This window comes from Nocardioides guangzhouensis (assembly GCF_004519545.1).
GTDB classification, from domain to species: Bacteria; Actinomycetota; Actinomycetes; order Propionibacteriales; family Nocardioidaceae; genus Nocardioides; species Nocardioides guangzhouensis.
In genome coordinates, this window is record NZ_SDKM01000036.1 from 1 (window position 1) to 16,962 (window position 16,962).

Genomic DNA, 16,962 nt, shown 5'->3' on the forward strand with positions numbered 1-16,962 from the left:
TGTTTACCGAGCGTACGAGTGTGGGGCTCGACGTGCACGCCCGATCGGTCGCGGCTGCGGCGATCGATGGCGCCACGGGCGAGCCGTGCCAGACCAGACTGACGCCGTCCTATGACCACATCCGGTCGTGGGTGCAGTCCAGGCCGGGCCCGGTGGCGGTGACCTACGAGGCCGGCCCGACCGGGTTCGGGCTCTATCGACACCTGACGGCGGCGGGCATCCGGTGTGAAGTCGCGGCACCCTCGAAACTGCACAAGCCGCCCGGCGATCGGGTCAAGACCGACGCCCGGGACGCGGCGCGCCTGGCCCGGTTGTTGCGGCTCGATGAGATCACCGCGGTGGCGATCCCGACTGCCGAGCAGGAGGCCGCTCGGGACCTGGTCCGAGCCCGCGAGGACTGCCGCGGCGATCTGATGCGGGCGCGGCATCGGCTTTCCAAGCTGTTTGATGCGGCACGGGATCGTCTACTTCGATGGCGATGCCTGGACCGGCAAGCACGACCTCTGGCTGCGCCACCACGCATGGTCGCAGCTGACCTCTGCGGCCACGCGGGAGGCCTTCGACGCCGGCTACGAGACGGTCTTGGCCACCAAGGCCCGTCGCGACCGCCTCGATGGGCACATCGAGCAGATGGCCGCGACCAGTGAGTTCACCCCGATGGTGCACCGGCTCGGGTGCCTGCGCGGGATCGGTACCCTGACCGGGTTCGCTCTCGCCGTGGAGATCGGCGACTGGGATCGCTTCACCGGCAACACCATCGGCTCCTTCGTCGGGCTGGTCCCCTCCGAGTACTCCTCGGGGACCTCGAGGACCCAGGGGCCGATCACCAAGACCGGCAACCGACACGTGCGTCGACTCCTGATCGAGGCCGCCTGGCACCACCGCCCTCGCTACCGCGTCGGGAAGACGATGCGCGAACGCTGGGACCTCGCACCCGCCGCAGCCCGGGTCCGCGGTGACCAAGGCAACCGTCGACTGCACCAGCGGTGGGTGAGGTTCATCGACCGCAACAAGAAGAGCACGGTCGCCAACACCGCGATCGCCCGCGAGCTGGCGGGCTGGTGTTGGTCGCTCGCCGTCCTCGACGACCGATGAATTGCTGAACCGATGAGTTGCTGAACCGAGCTGCTTCGTCGCCTCAGAGGGTGGCAGCGCGGGGAGCGACCCGCGACCGTTCTATGAGCAGGCCCCGAGCCGACGCTCGCCCCTAGACCAGCGGAACCGCTCCAGCCGAAACACCGTCCTGCGGTAACCAACCCGCGCATATCAGTCTGACCGCGCGTCGCCAACGACACGCTCACCTACACGAGCCGACGAAGCACGAGGCGCCGGCAGGAAACCAATCCCCGCCGGCGCCTCACCCTGGGCTTGACACCACCACCGCCCATATCAAAACGCATGCCGGGGCACGCTGGCGGCCGGTCCGCTGGTGCGAGTCCGATTGACGTCGCATAACCTCGGGGAATCGCCTGGCACGAGGGGATGTGTCGGCCGGCCACAGGGAGTGTTGTTGACCCACCGCGACATGGATGCAGAGCTTCCGATGACTGAGGTTCATTGGCATGACCTCGCATACCCGATTGTGCTGCCTCACCACCAGACCGATTACATACAGGGTGGTGTCATGCGCACCGGGGAGCCCTACGAGCTGGAAATGCTCGAGGCAATGGTGACCTTCCTGGGTGATGGCGAGCTCGTCCTGGACGTTGGAGCGAACATCGGAAACCATGCCCTGTTCCTTGCGCATGCCACAAGTGCCCGGGTGATTGCCTTCGAGCCAAACGTCGAGCTCGTCGAGGCGATCCTCGAGAGTGCACGTCTCGGTGGCGTCGAGGAGCGGGTCGAGGTGCGGCACTGTGCGTTAGGGGCCAAAAGCCTCCGCGGGCGACTCGACGACCTCGACCAGACGAACCTCGGCGGCCAGACCGTCACCGAGGACCCGGATGGACCCTTCGAGATCCGACGTCTGGACGACGAGCAGCTTCCGGGCAAGGTGCGCGCGATCAAGATCGACGTCGAAGGTATGGAGCTCGATGTTCTTACCGGCGCGCAAACCATCATGGCGAACGACAACCCCCTGTTGTACGTCGAGTGTCTTGACCGTGACGAGTTCGACGAGGTAGAGGCCTGGTTGCTCGAACGTGGATACGGCCTGGCTGACACGTTCAACGCCACGCCCACGCATCTCTTTCGCCCTGTTGATGATGCGCCCCAAGGGAGCGTCCGAGACGCACTTCGGCGCAGCGTGCACGCCCGTTACGCACTGGAGGATCGTTATCGTCGGATGTCGGGGTTCCTGAAGAGGTCAAAGGACCGGGAAGCCGTGACAAGGGACGAGATCATCACCCTGCGTGAAGGGCTCGATGAACGTACTTTCCAGTTCAAGAGTGCTCAGGCAGCTTTCGAACGAGTGCGGGGAGAGGCGCTCGTCTATCGAAGGCAGAGGGACGAGCTGGAGCAGAGGCTCGCGGATGCCGCGGCAGAGGTGAGAGCGAAACATCAGGAGATCGCACGCATCGGCAAGGAGAACGCCAAGCTCGCCCGTCATCGCGAACGGAAGAACGCGCAAGAGTCCAAGCACCTGCGTCGCAAGATCCGCCGCCTTCAGGCAGCGCTGAAGGATCTCGAGAACAGTCGCTCGGTTCGTATGAGCAGAGCGTTGCGGGACGCGGGAAGGAGCCCTCGAGGTGTCGCCAGGCTCGCCCGTGACTCGGTCGGCATCATGCGGTCGCCGGCCCGCGGAGGTTCGCAGAGCACAAGGACGGAGGTCGCCCGCGAACCCATCTCTCGCGCCGCTCGCCCCGCTGGTCCTCAGCCCGCCGCTCGCTCGACCAGTCCTAGCCCTTACCACATCCTCGTCCCGAAGGGTGGACCTCGGGGTTTTGACCTCGAGGCGCTCGGCAGGCGCGAGGAGATCGCGCGTCGCGCTGGTGCGGCTCTTGATCTGCGACTAGCTGGCGGCGGACCTCGGCCTCGAATCGCAGCGATCACGGATGACTTCACGCGCCATGGGCTGTCCCACGAGTGTGAGTGGCTGGACCTGCTGCCCCACTCCTGGGAAGAGGCAATCGTCGAATTCGAACCGGACATCCTGTTCGTCGAATCTGCCTGGAGAGGTATGACCGGCGCTTGGCACAACACGGTCCCGCACCTGCCGCAAGAGCTCCGGGATATCCTCGCGTACTGCGAGCGGAAGGGGATTCCCAGGCTCTTCTGGAACAAGGAGGACCCACCGCACTTCGAGACCTTTGTGCGCACTGCGGCCGAGTTCGACCACGTCTACACGACCGACATCGATTGCGTGCCGCGCTATCGAGCAGTCCTCGGTCATGATCGCGTGCACTTCATGCCCTTTGCGTGTCAACCACGCGTGCACAACCCTCGCGAAAGCAGAAGGCGCCGTCCAGGGTTGGCGTTCGCAGGTGGTTACTACACCCGTTATCGGGCGCGCATGCGGGATCTGGAGCAGCTTCTTGAGGGCGCGTCGGACGTCATGCCCGTCGACATTTACGACCGCATGTTGGGCACGACGCACGACGAATACCGATTTCCAGAGCAGTACGAACACCTCATCGTGGGTACGCTCGCGCCGGATGACCTCGACGTGGCTTACAAGGGTTATCGGTTCGCCATGAACCTGAACTCGATCAAGGGCTCGCAGAGCATGTTCGCCCGGCGGGCATACGAACTACTAGCCTCCGGCACAGTGACGGTGTCGAACTATGCGCATGGCCTGAGAGTGATGCTGGGAGATCTGATTCCCATGGGGGACAGCCGGGAGTGGACGAGCCGGACGCTCACGGAGCTATCGGCGGACCCCGAAGCATACGATCGGCTGCGTCTCATGGGCGTCCGGAAGGTGCACCAGGAGCACACATGGGCGGCTCGCAGGGACTTCCTGCTTGCCTCTGCTTCCGGAAGGCCCTTCCGCTTGGAGGAGCCGTCGGTGGGTGTCCTCTTCGTCGTGGATGGCGCGGAGGATGTTGAAAGGGCACGCACGGCACTGGCTCGCCAGACGGGTGTGGCCGTGGACACCACATTCGTGACCGACGATCGCGCCGCCATCGCCCGCCTCGAGGCCGAGGGGCTCACGTACATCTCGCCGGCTCACCTCGGCGCGCGGCCTTCGGCTGAGTTCTGTTCCGGAGCGGTGGGGCTGGCCGTCATGAACGCGAAGGATTGGCACGGTCCCACGTACCTGCTGGACCTCGTCCTCGCATCGCTCTACTCGGGCGACCAAGTCGTAGGTCGCGCGTCCTTTGCCGCAGTCGAGGAGGGGACATTGGTCAAGCCGACGAATGGGTGGGCCTACACCGGCTGCCACGGATTGTTGGCGCGGACGTCTCTGGTTGCGCGTGAGGCATGCGACGAGGTGCGAGCCGGTTCGCTTCTCGAAGATGAGCCCGAAACCCTAGCGGGCTTCTCGCAATTCACGATCGATCGGTTTGACTACTGTTGGGACGGCGCAGCGCTTGAGGCTGCACAACTCGAGGAGTTGCTCGGGTCCTCGACGACTATGAGCACGGGCTACAGGCTCGAGGACGTGCACCGCTTTGTCGAAACTTCGGGTGGGGAGCCGGCTCAGCGTGAGCGCCTCGTGCTGTCCACCCAGGCGATGCTGGACGTGCGTGGGCCGAGAGACGACGTCAGCGTGGAGGTGTCCGGCGAGACTGTCGCCTATACGTCAGGTCTGCCGGAAGACAAGCACATCTACTGGTGGCTTCGTCGACGGATCCCGGTCACAGAGATTGCTCACGACGGTGAGTTGAAGTTGCGCCTCGAGACTTCCGGGGACCTTGACCTGATGATGGCGATTCGATACTTCGACTCCAGTGGGAACGTGGTGCATTCCACCGTCAGGCCGTCCAATCGTGGCGTCGCCTTGCCGGTGCCACAGGAGGCGATTGAGGTCGGCTTTGCGTTGCGTTTGCGAGGTCCCGGTGCCGGAAAGGTCCACGAGTTTGCCCTGGATCACCCCGTGGTGGACCCACCCATCATGCCTGGCACTGGGGAGTATCTCGTGCTCACTGACAACTACCCGTCGTACGAGGACCTCTACCGAAATGGTTTCGTGCACTCACGGGTGCGTGAGTACAGGGACGCCGGTCTGGCCGTGGACGTCTTCAGATTCAAGGAAGGTGAGCCCCTTGGCTACCACGAGTTCGAGGGTGTCGAGGTGACAACGGGGTCCACTCATGCCCTCAGGGCGACCTTGGAGAACGGCCATCACAAGCACGTTCTGGTCCACTTTCTCAACCCTGCCATGTGGGCGGTCCTGCGGGAGTATGCCGACGACTTGAAAGTCACTGTGTGGGTGCACGGGGCCGAGGTTCAACCTTGGTGGAGGAGAAGGTTCAACTTCACTAACTCGACCGAACTTGAGCGGGCCAAGGAAGCGTCGGAGCTTCGACAGGCATTCTGGCGGGGGCTCGTCGACGACCTACCCGCGAAGACGCACTTTGTATTTGTCTCGCGCTACTTTGCAGATGAAGTCATGGACGACCTGAACCGATCGATCCCCGAAGACCAAGTTCACGTCGTCCACAACCCAGTGAACACCTCGTTGTTCGGCTATGTGCCCAAGCAACGGCAGGATCGTCTCCGGATCCTGTCGATTCGGCCGTTCGCATCGGCCAAGTATGCGAATGACCTGTCTGTCGCCGCTGTCCTTGATCTGTCAACAGAACCTTGGTTCGACGAGCTGCATTTCCGCTTCATCGGTGACGGACCGCTGTTCGAAGAGACGATGAAGCCGATCATGGGACTGCCGAACGTGGAGGTGACCAGGGGCTTCCTTACTCAAGGCGAGATCGCTTCCCTTCATCGTCAATACGGTGTTTTCCTGGCTCCCACCCGGATGGATGCGCAAGGTGTTTCCAAAGACGAGGCAATGTCGTCCGGGCTGGTTCCGGTGACAAGCGGCGTGACGGCGATACCTGAGTTCGTGTCAGACCGCGAGGGGTACCTCGCCGGGCTCGATGACGCGACTGGCCTCGCGGACGCAATCAGGGACCTCTATCACAACCCGGACAAGTTCACGGCCAAGTCGGCGGCGGCAGCGGCCCGAGTAAGGCAGCAGACGGCGACGTCAGTCGTCCTTCCGCAGGAGCTGGCGCTGGTGGCGCGGGCCTGACGAGGTCGGGCAGTGGCAGTGGGAGTGCCCGCTGCCCGACGGGCACCGCCTGCATCTTCAGGCGCGGGACGCCCCGAGGAGGCCAGATCTGCCGAGGAGGTCAGGAGCAAAATCGGGCTCTCGCCGACCGAGGTCCAACAGCTGTCTAACCGCGGCCGCGCATCGCCTCGTTGCTCGGCCGTCGCCGTACGGATTCACGGCATTGGCCATCGTTGCGTAGGCGGTGGAGTCCGTTATGAGTCGATCAGCTTCCTCGAACAGGCGGTGTTCATCCGTTCCCACCAGCTTGACGGTTCCGGCTACGACGGCTTCGGGGCGTTCAGTCGTGTCGCGCAAGACGAGAACCGGCTTTCCGAGCGCAGGGGCCTCTTCCTGGATACCTCCCGAGTCCGTCAGTACCAACTGACAGGCCGAGAGGAGGTGCGTGAACTGGCCGTAGTCGAGCGGCTCAATGAGAAGTACGTTGTCGATGCCTTGGAGGCCGGGTAGCACGGCGGCACGGACGGACGGACTGCGATGGACCGGAAACACGAACTGCCATGAGGGATGCCGCCGGGCCACTCGTCCGATTGCACGCGCGGCAGAGTGCATGCCCTCGCCCTGGTTCTCACGGCGGTGCAGCGTCACGAGAACGATCGGTTGTTGCGATCCGACGATTTCAGCCAGGTGGTCATCCTCGAACGGGACTCGGTGCTTCACCACTTCCAGGAGGGCATCGATCACGGTGTTGCCCGTTACTGCGATCGAGGTCGGGTCAGTTCCCTCTTCGAGCAGGTTCTCGCGGCTTGTCTGCGTCGGAGCCAGGTGTAGTGCGGTGACCTGCGCGGTCAGTCGACGGTTTCCCTCTTCGGGGAAGGGTGACCGTAGGTCGCGACTGCGCAGGCCCGCCTCGACATGGATGACCGGCACTTTAGAATAGAAAGCCGCGAGTGCGGCCGCGGTGCTCGTCGAAGTGTCACCCTGCACTATTAAGGCTTCAGGGCGAAACGACTCAAGGACGGGGGTAAGCCCCTCCATGGTCCTTGTGAAGATGTCCGAAAGACCCTGCGACTCCCTGATGATGTCAAGATCGTGGTCCGGGACGATCCCGAAATGCCGGTTCACTTGATCCAGCATGTGTCTGTGCTGGCCCGAGACTGCGACCAAGTGTTCAATGTCGGGGTCATCGTTCAACGCTGACACCAGTGGCGCCATCTTGATGGCCTCTGGTCTTGTCCCGTAGACCGAAATTACGCGTCGCATGAACTCGCCGTGCCTCCAAGCATGCCTTCGTCAGCCGTGGATGACGTTATCAACTGCCCTGTCCCACTGGAGGTGCCACCCCTGAATGTGAGAGCGGCCAGTGCCGCACCCAGTCGACGGCCATCGTCTGGGGAAGCCTGCTGTCCTTGCCCAGGTGTGGGATCTCGTAGTCCGAGCTGAGCAGGCTCAGGATCATGAACTCCGGGCGGCCCGAGACGCCGCGGTCGGTCTGGTAGCTCCGCTGGCCGTCGATGCGGAAGACGTACTTCCTGGGAGTCCACTCGACCGAGAAGACGTGGAACGTCGAGGCCCAGTCGTCGCCGAAGCGCTCCGGCTTTCGGACGAAGCCCCCGGTCTTCCGTCCGGCCTCTGTCGGATAGTCGTAGACGAAGCTGGTCAGGCCCCCGGAGGGGTGCTTGTGCCCGAACCACTCGATGACGTCGACCTCGGATCCGGTCTGCGTGGCCGGTCCGGTTGTCGCGGCGCGTGACTTGACCTGGAGCCAGAACGCGCCGTGTTGGCCGCGTCGATGCTGGAACTTCACGCGCGCTGCGAAGTAGCCGTAGAGGAACGAGCGACTTTGCTCGGTGGAGATGTGGCCGTTCAGCCGATAGGCAAAGTTGCCCTCGTCGCTGGCGCAGCGGTCACCGACCCGGTCCGGGTCGAGCAGGACGCTCAGTTTGACAGTGCCTCCTGAGACGCCGACAGCACGATCGTCGGCCTTCGAGCAGGCGCGATGGCTGTCGGGAAGGTACCCCTGCAAGCGGTTGCTCCACGTGTCGTCCAGGGCGTTGCCGTCGAACTCATCACTGAAGTCGGGCTCGCCCCAGCGATCGGACGCTTGCGGCTTGCTCGACAGAGACGGGTGTCCGCCCTGGCCGACGACGGTCGCGCGATAGACGACAGGCTCCCCCTCGATCGAGTAAGGGGCGGTGAACTCGGCCCGTCCCTCACGGCCCTGCCGGACCGCGTCCACTCGTTCCCAGGAGCCACCGACCTGGCGCTCGAGCACGAGCTTCCGACCCTTCTGGGGTGGACGCGACACAGCTGTGAGAGCTGTGAGGGCCTCAGCAGCCGGCGCCGGGCGCAGGCCCGGCTGAGCGATCTGGGGGTGCGCCTTGAGTCCGACAAAGCGCGGCGTCGGTCGATTCGCGACGGCGCGGTCGCCTCCCTGCCGTCCCGGCGAACCGGAGTCGTTGGACGTGCACGCCGCGGTCAGTGCCGAACCAAGGACGAGCGCGGCGAGGGCGGATCGCACACGGGAAGCAGACATGGATCTCCGGAGACGGGGACGGACCCGGCCATGTTAGGTGGTGGGTCGTTGCCACGCCGAAGCCGGTTCCTTGCCGGGCTAGCGCTCCCAGTACCGGACCCAGTCGACGTACATGTGTTGAGGCAGCTTGCCGGGCCTGAGGTGCGGGATCTCGTAGTCGGAGCTGAGCAGGCTCAGGATGAGGTACTGCGGCTGACCGGAGACACCGCGCGTGGTGCGGAAGGTCTCCTTGCCGTCGATCCGGAAGATGTAGACGTTGGGCGTCCACTGCACCGAGAAGACGTGGTACCTGCTGGCCCAGTCCTTGCCGAACCTGCCCGGGTTCTTGATCCAGCCGCCCGTCTTGCGCGGGGTGACGCCGGCGCGCCCGTCGTTCGGGTAGTCGTAGACGAAGCTGGTCAGCCCGCCCTGCGGGTGGTTGTTGCCGAACCACTCGATGACGTCGATCTCGGCCCCGGTGTTCCGGGCTGAGCCCTCGGTCGCGGTCCGGGTCTGCGGCTGCATCCAGAACGCCGCGTGCTGGCCGCGTCGCGGCTGGAACTTGATCCGGGCCGCGGCGTAGCCGTAGCGGAACGCCTGGGTGCCGCTGGTGGAGATGTGGCCGTTGGCCCGCCACTGGAAGGTGCCGTACGGCGTGCGGCACTTCGGGCGCGTGGCCGGGTTCGGGCCGGCGTCGCGCAGCACGCTGAGGCGGAGCGCCCCGTTGCCCACCCTCGAGGCCCTCGGCACACCGCCGCGCGAGCACTTGCGGTACTGCGTGGCACCGAAGTCCTGCCGGCGCTGGGACCAGGCCGAGCCGAGCGTCGTTCCCGAGAACTGGTCGGTGAAGTCAGCCTGCGCCCAGCGCGAGGTGCTCTGTCCCGTGGTGGCGATCCGGGCCAGCGAGGCCGTCCGCGGGGCCACCGCACGATAGGTCTGGAAGGCGCCGTTGCGTCGGAAGGGTGCGTTGAACTGGGCGATCCCTCGCCCATTCTCCCGCCCCTCGGCGACGGTGTCCCAGCCACTGCCGGTGCGGCGCTGGAGGAGCACGGTCCGGCCCTCCCGGACGGGCCGGAGGGTGGCGGTCACGGTGCTCCTGGCGCCGCCAGCGGAACGGGTGCCGGTGCCGGGCTGGGCGAGCTGAGGGTGGACGCTCAGCGTCGCGGTCTGGGTTGTCCGCGCCGCGACCGTCTCGCTGGCCGCGGCCGGGCCGGAGGAGCAGGTGATCCCCCCGACGAGGGCGGGCAGCAGGGCGAGGGCCGCGGCGCCGGTGAGGGTGCGGGCGAGGTTCGCGGTGGTCATCGCTTCCAGTACTTCACCCAGTCGACGTACATGTGCTGCGGCAACGAGCCCTTCTGCAGGGGGAGCTCGTAGTCGGAGCTGATCAGGCTGAGCAGGAGGTATTCAGGGCGCCGCGAGACCCCGCGGGTCTGCTCGATGGTCTTCCTGCCGTCGATCCGGAAGACGTAGCGTGAGGGGGTCCACTCGACGGAGAACACGTGGTAGCGGGTCCACCAGTCGGAGTTGCGGGCGGTGAAGCGGCCCGTGTTCGTGATCGGCCCCTTGTACTTCGTCCCGTTCTTGTAGACGTGGCTGGTCAGCTCGGTGTTGTCGTTCGTGCGGTCACCGAACCACTCGATCACGTCGATCTCCGCACCCGGGTCGGACGAGGCGACACTCGGCTCCGGCTGCATCCACACGGCGGCATGCTGACCGGCGTAGCGCTGGAACCTCACGCGCGCGGCGACGTAGCCGTACTGGAGGAACTTGGTGCCCTGGGTGGTCACGTGCCCGGTGAGCCGGTAGTTGTACGTCGGGCCGCCCGGCTCGCCCGGGTCACAACGATTGGCGAGGTCACCCGAGTCAGCCCGGTCCGGGTCGTCGAGCACGCTGAGTCGGAGGGCGCCGCCGGCCACCGAGGTGGCTCGTGGGTCGGACTTCACGCACTTGCGCGACCCGACCGACTCATAGCCTTGGGATCGGTCCTTCCAGGTCGTCCCGAGGGTCGCCGGGTTGGTGAACTCGTCGGTGAAGTCGGGTGCACCCCACCGGTCGGTCCGGGCCGCGGCGGTGGCCTTCTTCGCCAGGCCTCGCCACGAGGCCGTGTAGGCGCGGTAGGTCGCGAGCCTGCCGCTCACCATGTAGGGGGCGTTGAACTCCGCGACGCCGCTCGAGTTCTGCCGGGCCTTCGCCACGTTCACCCACGCCGTTCCCTTCCTCCGCTGGAGGATCACAGGACGGCCGGACCGGACCGGGCGGAACCGGGCCGTCATCGAGCTCTTCGCGCCGGCAGACGAGGCGGGCGTGGCGCCCGGCTGAGCCAGCTGCGGATGCATCGACAGGGTCGCGGTCTGGCGGACGGCGCGGGCGCCCGGCTCGGCCCCGGCAGTGGCGATGGTCACGGTCGCCAGCAGCGGCAGGAGCAGGGCGCAGGCGGCCGCGGACAGGCGGCGGGAAGACGGCATGGAGACATCCTGTGGTGACGGTGGAGGGGCGCCCCCATCGTAGACGCATGTCTAGACAACTAGGGTGCTCATGGGTGAATCTGGCTATCCGGGATGCTCCGCCTGAGGCAGGCGACATTCCCAAGATGCGGCCGTTGTGGCGCTCCTAGCATACCCTTGCGGCCGATCGAGACATGAATTGAGGGGGCCGCATGACCCAGACGGGAGCCGCCGCATCCGGTCCGCGGCGCCTGTTGCTCGTCGCCGGGTCCGGTCGCAGCGGAACGAGCGTGCTCGCCAGCACGCTGCAGATGCTCGGAGCGCATATTCCCGGGCCCGAGGTGCTGCCGGACGAAACCAATCCCAAGGGCTTCGGTGAGAGCCAGTGGGTGGTCGACTTCCACGACCGGCTGCTGCGGCGGAGCAACGTCCGGGTCACCGACGCGCGACCGCAGGCCTGGTTCGACGCCGGTCGGATGAGCACGCTCGAGCGGGTCCGGGAGGAACTGTCCACCTGGCTCGCCGAGCAGTACGCCGACGACGTCCGTGAGGTCGTCATCAAGGATCCCCGCCTCGCCTGGTTCCTCGGCCTCTGGCGCTCGGCGGCGCTGCGGCATGGGGTCGAGCAGTCCTACGTGGTCATGCTCCGCCCCCCGACCGAGGTCGTGGGCAGCAAGCAGAAGTACTACAACGCGACTCTCGGCGAGACCGGCCGGATGGCCAGCTGGGTCAACGCCATGCTGCACACCGAGCGGGCCACCCGCGGCGGTCGCCGGGCGTTCGTCCACTACCACGACCTCCTCGACGACTGGACCCGGCCGGTCTATGCGCTGGGCGAGCGCCTCGGGATCGAGAGCGTGCGCTCGGCGTCGGCCACGAAGATCCGGCGCGTGCACGACCTCATCGACCCTTCGCTGCACCGCGTGCGGACGACGTGGGACGACCTCGACGTGCCCAAGGGCCTGCGCGAGCTCGCCGACGAGACCTGGGAGCAGCTCGTGGTGCTCGCGGATCAGGACCTCGAGAGTCCGTCGTTGCACGCCAGCCTCGACGACCTCCGCGCGCGCTACACGCAGTACTACGAGGAGGCCGAGGCGATCGCCCAGTCCTCGGTGCTGGCGGCCGCCCGCCAGAAGCGCAAGCCCACCGACGGGTCGAAGCCCGACCCGGCACCCGTGCCGCCGGCAACGGGCCTGTCCCACCGACTCCGCCGCGCGGTGCGCCCGCGGGGAAGGTCGGATCGCCGGTGACCGCGATTCTTCGGTCCCTGGATCCTGGGAGTGACCTCGACCTCGGACCTGTCCCGGGCCCGGCCCGCCGGCGGCCCGACCAGCGCGGCATCACTACGGTCCTCCGGGTCCGCAACGAGGCCGACGCGCTGCCCTGGTCGCTGCCCCCGGTGCTGCGGGCCACCGCCGAGGTGGTCCTCGTGGACAACGGGTCCACCGACGGGACCCCCGACGTGGCACGCGAGGTGGCGGCGGACCTCGGGCTGTCCGACCGACTGCGCGTGCTGGACTACCCGGCCCTGATCAGCCGCTGCGGCCCGGAGCACCTCGCCACCCCGCCCGGCTCGCCGAACAGCCTGGTCCACTTCAACAACTGGGCGTTCGACCACGTCGAGACGACGTACGGCCTGAAGTGGGACGGCGACATGGTCCTGACGCCGGAGGGGGAGGCGATGCTGGCCGACCTCGCCTGGCAGATCGGTCGCCACCGGGTCACCGTCCGCCTCCCGCGGCACCCCCTGTACGTCGCGAGCGACCAGGTCGCGTACCTCGACCTCGGCCTGCACAACGTGGAGCACTACGGCCACCCGGTCCGCGACGAGTTCTCCTACGTCAAGGCGTTCGAGTGGGAGTTCCTGAAGTTCCCGGCCAACAGCGGCGCCTACACGTTGCCGGCCGGAGTCTGCCTCGAGCTCAAGCGCATCCACGCCGACGAGTTCGAGCACTGGACCGACCCCTCGGCCTTCGCCACCAGCCCGCGGACCCCGCGCAAGCGACGTGAGTACGACGTGTTCCGGGCCATCGTCGACGGCACCTGGCAGCTGCGGGAGCACGTCCACCGCATCGAGTCCCCGGCCGGCACGCACGTGGTCGACCACGTGATGGAGTGGCTGCGCACCGCCCCGCGCCCGCTGGTCCGAGACCACCAGGCCAACGCCTCGTGACCGTCGACGACATCCGCAACCGGGAGGGTGAGCGGGACTTCGACGTGCGCTGGCCCTGGGGCCGGGTGCACCTGCCGCACGGGCTCACGGCCGTGCTGCGTGTGAAGGACGAGGCCCGCAACCTGCCCTGGGTGCTGCCGCCTCTGCTGGGCGTCGTCGACCGGGCGGTCCTCGTCGACAACGGCTCGATCGACGGCACCCCCGACCTGGCCCGCACCATCGCGGACCACCACGGGCTCGGCCACCGCCTCGACGTCACGTCGTACCCGTTCCCGGTCAGCCGCTGCGGCGCGGAGCACCTCGCCACCCCGGCCAACTCGGTGCACAGCCTCGTGCACTACTACAACTGGTCCTTCTCGCACGCCCGCACGGCGTACTCCCTGAAGTGGGACGGCGACATGGTCCTCACCGCGGAGGGCGCCGCGATGATCGGCGACCTCCTGTGGCAGATCGAGTCGGAGCCGACGGTCGTCGTCTTCCAGCACCACCCGCTGTACGTCGAGAGCGAGCGGGTCGGCTACTTCGACGTGCAGCTGGTCAACACCGAGCCCTGGATCCATCCGATGGGCCCGGAGTTCACCTACGTCAAGGGCTTCGACTGGGAGGTCCGCCGCCACTCCGACGAGATCCGCAAGATCACGTTGCCGCAGGGGCTGTGCTTCGAGCTGAAGTGGCTGGACGCCGACGAGTTCAGCCACTGGACGACCACCGACGCCTTCGACCCCTCGCGGACCCCGCGCAAGGTCCGCGAGCTCGAGGTGTTCAGCTGCCTGCGCGAGGGTCGCCACGCGGAGCTCGAGGGCGTCGTCCGCATCGAGGCGCCCGAGGGCGTCCACATCGTCGACCACGTCGCGCGGACCTGGCTGCCCTCGGCCGAGCGCCCGCTCAGGTCCTGACCGGGCGCGGCCTCAGAGGCGCCCGACCACGCGGCGTACGGCGGCGAGGCTGCGGGCCACGTCGTCCTCGGTGGTCGACCAGTTGCTCACCGAGATCCGCAGCACCTTCTCGCCGCGCCAGGTCGACCCGGTCATCCACGCCTCGCCGTCCTCGAGCAGCAGCCGGACCACCTCGTCCGTGCGAGCGTCGCTGCCGAACGTCGCACAGACCTGGGTGAACACCACGTCGTTCACGACGGTCGTGCCGGGGATCGCCGTCAGCCCCTCGGCGAACGCGGTCGCGTGCCGGCACAGCCGGTCGACCAGCTCGACGACGCCGGACCGGCCGAGCGCGCGCAGCACCGCCCACACCGGGAACGCTCGCCCGCGCCGCGAGATCTCCGGCACCTTGTCGAACGGCTCGCCCGCCTCGTCGTGGATCAGGTAGTCGCCCTGCATGCCCATCGAGGCACGCAACGCGGCCGGGTCGCGCACGATCACGAGGCCCGAGTCGTAGGGCACGTTGAGCGTCTTGTGCGCGTCGGTCGTCCACGAGTCCGCGCGCTCCATGCCGCGCGTGAGACCGCGGTACGACGGCGAGGTGGCCGCCCACAGCCCGAACGCCCCGTCGACGTGCACCCATGCCCCGTGCTCGTGCGCGGCGTCGACCACCTCGTCGAACGGATCGAACGCCCCGGAGTGCACGTTGCCCGCCTGGAGCGCCACGACCGTCGGCCGGCTTTCGTCCTCGGCGAGTGCCGCGAGCAGCGCGTCCGCGCGCACCCGGCCCTGGTCGTCCGCGGGCACCGCCTCCGGCAGCCCGAGCCCGAGGTAGCGCAGCGCCAGGTCCACGGTGTCGTGCCGCTCGGCCCCGACCAGCACCCGCACCCTCGGCGCGCCCTGCAGCCCCTTCTCGGCGACGTCCCAGCCGGCCCGGCGGAGCACGGCGTCACGCCCGGCGGCCAGCCCGGTGAAGTTCGACATGGTCGCGCCGGTGACGAACCCGACCGCGCTCCCGGTGGGAAGGCCGAGCAGGTCGAGCAGCCAGGCGGAGGCCACGTCCTCGACCGCGCTGTGCGCCGGAGTCAGCCGGCGCAGCCCGGAGTTCTGGTCCCAGGCGCTGACCAGCCAGTCCGTGGCCAGCGCGGCCGGGTGGGTGCCGCCGATGACGAACCCGAAGAACCGGCCCGACGGGATGGCGGTCAGCCCGGGCTCGCAGGCCGTCGCCAGCAGGTCGACCACCTCCTCGGCCGGCGTACCCTGCTCCGGCAGGTCCGTGCCGAGCGTAGCGACCACCGCGTCGACCGAGGCCTGCGGGGGCACCGGTCGCTTGTCCAGGGAGGCCAGCCAGGCCAGCGTGTGCGCGTGGGCGCGGTCGAGCGCCGCGTCGGGGGCTTCGTTGCTCTCCGCCATCCGGACAGTCTGCTCCCGGCCGCCGGTGCCCGCCATGACGAGAAGGGGTGCCCCGGGGGCCGCCCCAGCCGCTAGGTTGCGAGACGTGACGAACCGCTGGAACCTGCCGCCCGACTTCACCTTCGGCGCCAGCACGGCGTCGTACCAGATCGAGGGGGCGGTCGCCGAGGGCGGCCGCGGCCCCAGCATCTGGGACACCTTCTGCGCCGAGGAGGGCCGGATCAAGGACGGCTCGAGCGGGGCGGTCGCCTGCGACCACTACCACCGGTACGCCGAGGACGTCGGCCTGCTGAAGGACCTCGGCGTGCAGGGCTACCGGTTCTCGATCGCCTGGCCGCGCATCCAGCCCGAGGGCCGCGGTCGCCCGAACGCCGAGGGACTGGCGTTCTACGACCGGCTGCTCGACGAGCTGCTCGCGGCCGGCATCGCACCGATGGCGACGCTCTACCACTGGGACCTCCCGCAGGCGTTGCAGGACGACAAGGGCAGCTGGCTGAACCGGGAGACCGCCGAGCGGTTCGGTGAGTACGCCGCCCTGTGCGGCATGCGCTTCGGCGACCGGGTCCAGCAGTGGGTCCCGGTCAACGAGCCGAACGTGTGCGGCCTCCTCGGCTATGCGATCGGCCGGTTCGCGCCGGGCGAGGCACTGGTGTTCGACGCGATGCCGGCCGTCCACCACCTGCTGCTCGGCCACGGTCGCGCGGTCCAGGCGCTGCGAGCCGCGAGGGCGACCGCGGTCGGCACCGCCACCAACCACAGCCCGATGTGGCCGGCCAGCGACGCCGACGCCGACGTGGCGGCCGCGTCCATGGCCGACACCATCTGGAACCACCTGTTCGGCGACCCGATCCTGCTCGGCAGCTACCCCGAGGGCTTCGCGGAGCTGATGCCCGGCCCGGTCGAGCAGGACCTCGCCGCGATCGGCGCGCCCCTCGACTTCTACGGCCTCAACTTCTACAACCCACAGCTCGTCGCGGCCCCCGCGGAGGGCGACGACCTGCCGTACGCATACGTCGACATGCCGGGCGTCCCGACCACCGACTTCGGCTGGCCCGTGGTGCCCGACGGCTTCCGCCAGTGCCTGGTCGGGCTCAAGCAGCGCTACCCCGACCTGCCGCCGGTCTACATCACCGAGAACGGCTGCTCCTACGTCATGGGCCCGGACGCCGACGGCGTCGTCGACGACCAGCCCCGGATCGACTACCTCGACGCCCACCTGGCCGCGATCGGCGACGCGATCGCCGCGGGCGTCGACGTACGCGGCTACTACCAGTGGTCGATCCTGGACAACTTCGAGTGGGCCGACGGCTACACCCAGCGCTTCGGCCTCGTGTACGTCGACTACGAGACGCAGCGCCGCTACCCCAAGAGGTCCTACGGCTGGTACCGCGACACCATCCGCGCCGTCCGCGGGTCCTGAGCCGGCCGCC

11 protein-coding genes and 1 pseudogene are annotated in these 16,962 nt (G+C 67.7%); 7 read left to right on the forward strand and 5 right to left on the reverse strand.

Going from position 1 to position 16,962, the window contains the following annotated elements; all coding sequences use genetic code 11:
* Nucleotides 1-32: 32 nt before the first annotated feature.
* From EKO23_RS26745 to EKO23_RS19710, 3 genes and pseudogenes are all read left to right on the forward strand, one after another.
* Nucleotides 33-389, forward strand: a pseudogene (locus tag EKO23_RS26745) (hypothetical protein); the annotation flags it as partial.
* A 58-nt stretch (nucleotides 390-447) separates the two neighbouring features.
* On the forward strand, nucleotides 448-1,095 hold the full coding sequence (locus tag EKO23_RS25925) for a transposase (RefSeq protein WP_246051200.1): 648 nt from the start codon (nucleotides 448-450) through the stop codon (nucleotides 1,093-1,095).
* A 529-nt stretch (nucleotides 1,096-1,624) separates the two neighbouring features.
* Entirely contained in the window at nucleotides 1,625-6,133 is a 4,509-nt protein-coding gene (locus tag EKO23_RS19710) for an FkbM family methyltransferase (protein ID WP_167880566.1), read from the forward strand.
* Between the two features lie 57 nt (nucleotides 6,134-6,190).
* Here the strand turns inward: EKO23_RS19710 and wecB are convergent, their stop codons facing one another.
* From wecB to EKO23_RS19730, 4 genes are all read right to left on the reverse strand, one after another.
* Entirely contained in the window at nucleotides 6,191-7,375 is a 1,185-nt protein-coding gene (gene wecB, locus EKO23_RS19715; RefSeq protein ID WP_134719894.1) for a non-hydrolyzing UDP-N-acetylglucosamine 2-epimerase, read from the reverse strand.
* Nucleotides 7,376-7,424: 49 nt separating this feature from the next.
* Complete coding sequence (locus tag EKO23_RS19720; protein ID WP_167880567.1) at nucleotides 7,425-8,387, reverse strand: glycoside hydrolase family 16 protein; 963 nt, start codon at nucleotides 8,385-8,387, stop codon at nucleotides 7,425-7,427.
* Between the two features lie 339 nt (nucleotides 8,388-8,726).
* Nucleotides 8,727-9,929, reverse strand: coding sequence for a glycoside hydrolase family 16 protein (locus EKO23_RS19725; protein ID WP_134719898.1), 1,203 nt, complete (start codon nucleotides 9,927-9,929; stop codon nucleotides 8,727-8,729).
* On the reverse strand, nucleotides 9,926-11,092 hold the full coding sequence (locus EKO23_RS19730) for a glycoside hydrolase family 16 protein (protein WP_134719899.1): 1,167 nt from the start codon (nucleotides 11,090-11,092) through the stop codon (nucleotides 9,926-9,928). The genes EKO23_RS19725 and EKO23_RS19730 overlap by 4 nt, the downstream gene beginning before the upstream one ends.
* Before the next feature lie 191 nt (nucleotides 11,093-11,283).
* Here EKO23_RS19730 and EKO23_RS19735 point away from each other — a divergent pair, with 191 nt between their 5' ends.
* From EKO23_RS19735 to EKO23_RS19745, 3 genes are read left to right on the forward strand one after another with little or no spacing between them, the layout of a single operon-like run.
* Complete coding sequence (locus tag EKO23_RS19735; RefSeq protein WP_134719901.1) at nucleotides 11,284-12,321, forward strand: sulfotransferase family protein; 1,038 nt, start codon at nucleotides 11,284-11,286, stop codon at nucleotides 12,319-12,321.
* On the forward strand, nucleotides 12,318-13,244 hold the full coding sequence (locus EKO23_RS19740; RefSeq protein WP_134719903.1) for a glycosyltransferase family 2 protein: 927 nt from the start codon (nucleotides 12,318-12,320) through the stop codon (nucleotides 13,242-13,244). The genes EKO23_RS19735 and EKO23_RS19740 overlap by 4 nt, the downstream gene beginning before the upstream one ends.
* Nucleotides 13,241-14,140 carry a hypothetical protein gene (locus EKO23_RS19745; protein WP_134719904.1) on the forward strand — a complete coding sequence of 300 codons (900 nt, stop codon included), beginning with the start codon at nucleotides 13,241-13,243 and terminating at the stop codon, nucleotides 14,138-14,140. Before EKO23_RS19740 ends, EKO23_RS19745 begins: the two co-directional genes overlap by 4 nt.
* Before the next feature lie 12 nt (nucleotides 14,141-14,152).
* Here the strand turns inward: EKO23_RS19745 and EKO23_RS19750 are convergent, their stop codons facing one another.
* Complete coding sequence (locus EKO23_RS19750) at nucleotides 14,153-15,532, reverse strand: pyridoxal phosphate-dependent decarboxylase family protein (protein ID WP_134719908.1); 1,380 nt, start codon at nucleotides 15,530-15,532, stop codon at nucleotides 14,153-14,155.
* A gap of 85 nt (nucleotides 15,533-15,617) precedes the next feature.
* Between EKO23_RS19750 and EKO23_RS19755 the strand changes: the two genes are divergently transcribed.
* Nucleotides 15,618-16,952 (forward strand): GH1 family beta-glucosidase, encoded by a 1,335-nt coding sequence (locus EKO23_RS19755; RefSeq protein ID WP_246051201.1) that lies wholly within the window; start codon nucleotides 15,618-15,620, stop codon nucleotides 16,950-16,952.
* The last annotated feature ends 10 nt before the right edge of the window (nucleotides 16,953-16,962 follow it).

Coding starts and splice junctions, on each gene's coding strand:
- EKO23_RS25925 (WP_246051200.1), top strand. CDS start 448: ATGCGGCACGGGATCGTCTACTTCGATGGCGATGCCTGGACCGGCAAG.
- EKO23_RS19710 (WP_167880566.1), top strand. CDS start 1,625: ATGCGCACCGGGGAGCCCTACGAGCTGGAAATGCTCGAGGCAATGGTG.
- wecB (WP_134719894.1), bottom strand. CDS start 7,375: ATGCGACGCGTAATTTCGGTCTACGGGACAAGACCAGAGGCCATCAAG.
- EKO23_RS19725 (WP_134719898.1), bottom strand. CDS start 9,929: ATGACCACCGCGAACCTCGCCCGCACCCTCACCGGCGCCGCGGCCCTC.
- EKO23_RS19730 (WP_134719899.1), bottom strand. CDS start 11,092: ATGCCGTCTTCCCGCCGCCTGTCCGCGGCCGCCTGCGCCCTGCTCCTG.
- EKO23_RS19735 (WP_134719901.1), top strand. CDS start 11,284: ATGACCCAGACGGGAGCCGCCGCATCCGGTCCGCGGCGCCTGTTGCTC.
- EKO23_RS19750 (WP_134719908.1), bottom strand. CDS start 15,532: ATGGCGGAGAGCAACGAAGCCCCCGACGCGGCGCTCGACCGCGCCCAC.